We start from the raw sequence: 1,603 nt of genomic DNA on the forward strand, positions 1-1,603 counted from the left end.
GTTCTCGGTCGGCACCATCAGGTACGGCGTGGACTGCCCGGTCAGTGCCGCGGCTATTTGCCGTTCGGCAGCGAGCAGCGGGCCGACGTTGGTCAGTATGAGCGCGACCACCTGTGAGTCTGTGTCGAACCCGAAGTATCGGAGCAAGCTGACATCGAGGTCGCCGCCGAGATCGAGCAGAGCTCGGGTCACAGCCGCCCGGAGTCGCTGTTCGGCATCGACGACCTTGGCGGGCTTGCCCAATTCGATCGATACCAAGGACACCGCATGGGCGACGAGCAGTCGGTCGGACGCAGACAGGAGGTCATCGGAGCTGACAGCGAGGTAGCCGTGGAGATCCTGTGCGGCCGAGACGGTCTGCACCGTGCAGTATCCGTGATCGTCGGCGACGACCTTGCTCGTCGGACGCCTCCGGCCCGGCGTCGACCGCGCCGTACTGGCCACCTCCCGGGCGTGACGGATTACCCGCACCGAATCCGCACCGTGCACGGCCAGGACCTGACTGTCGGAGTCGATGACGGCAACGGTCGAGGACAGGACCCGACCGAGCATCGAGATGACCGCGGGTATGCCACCGCGCAGCGTCGCGCGGGCGAGCTTCTCCTGGTGGTCGACCACCCGTTGAACGCCGCGAAGTTGATCGGCGGTCAACTCGTCGATCACCGCCCGGGTGATGGCGATGAACGGTGTCGAGGCCGGTACCGCGAGGATCGGCAGGCCGAAGGCGTCGCCGGCGGTCAGGACGCCATCGGGTACCCGCTCGAAGGTCGTGCCGGTGTCGAATGCCAGGGCGACGGTACCGGCTTGCACCAGTCGGGCCACGTAGTTAAATTGCTCCTCTGCTGTGGGGCCGATCTTCAGGCCGGTCGTCATGACCAGCTCCCCACCGGAGATCCACGGCGTCGGATCGGCGAGTTCGATGGGATGTGCCCAATCGATCACACGATCGGCACCCTCTCGGCCTGCCACGAGTGACAACCCCAGGTCGCTGTGTTGGGTCAGTCGACGCACTGTGAGCGTCACGGTGTCACTCGCTCCTCCGGTACCCGTCGAGCACGGTCAGGCAACTACTCGCCCCGGCGATTCTAGGGCTGATCTGCTACCGAACGCCCTCCGGGCGATGGCGACCCGGCACCGTCAATCGGACGGGTAGATACCGCTCCATACATTAAAACATTGATAGCATAGTTTAACTATATGACACTGTCCTCAGACGACGGAGCGTGATCCACGCGGACAGCCGGTTCGTCCCCGCTGGTCCCGACAGGCAACCTATGCGATGAAGCCACCCTGATAATGTCGAACAGAGGGAGAACCATGCCAGCCAACCGAATCAGTCGGTCATCGTCGGCGGAGCACGGACGCCGGTCGGCCGGTTCATGGGCTCGCTCCAAAATTTCAGCGGCGCCGACCTCCGAGCTCTGGCCATCAAGGCGGTGCTCGAGCGCACCGGAGTAGCCGCTGCGGACATTGATTACGTCGTCATGCGGCAAGTTCTCACCGCCGGGACCGGTCAGATACCGGCTCGCCGGGCCGCGACCGCAGCCGGCCTTCCGATGTCGGTGTCCGCCGTCAACGTCAATAAGGTGTGTCTGTCCAGAAT

At 64.4% G+C, this 1,603-nt stretch carries 2 protein-coding genes; one reads left to right on the forward strand and one right to left on the reverse strand.

Going from position 1 to position 1,603, the window contains the following annotated elements; all coding sequences use genetic code 11:
- Positions 1 to 1,023, reverse strand: a 1,023-nt coding sequence (locus AC1D1G_RS44995; RefSeq protein ID WP_477956917.1) for a PucR family transcriptional regulator ligand-binding domain-containing protein, incomplete at its 3' end; no start/stop codon positions are given.
- 356 nt (positions 1,024 to 1,379) lie between these two features.
- On the opposite strand from AC1D1G_RS44995, the gene AC1D1G_RS45000 reads away from it, so the two are divergent.
- A partial coding sequence (locus tag AC1D1G_RS45000; protein WP_477956918.1) for a thiolase family protein occupies positions 1,380 to 1,603 on the forward strand: 224 nt, incomplete at its 3' end.

The sequence above is a fragment of the Rhodococcus sp. P3_B8 genome, assembly GCF_056402775.1.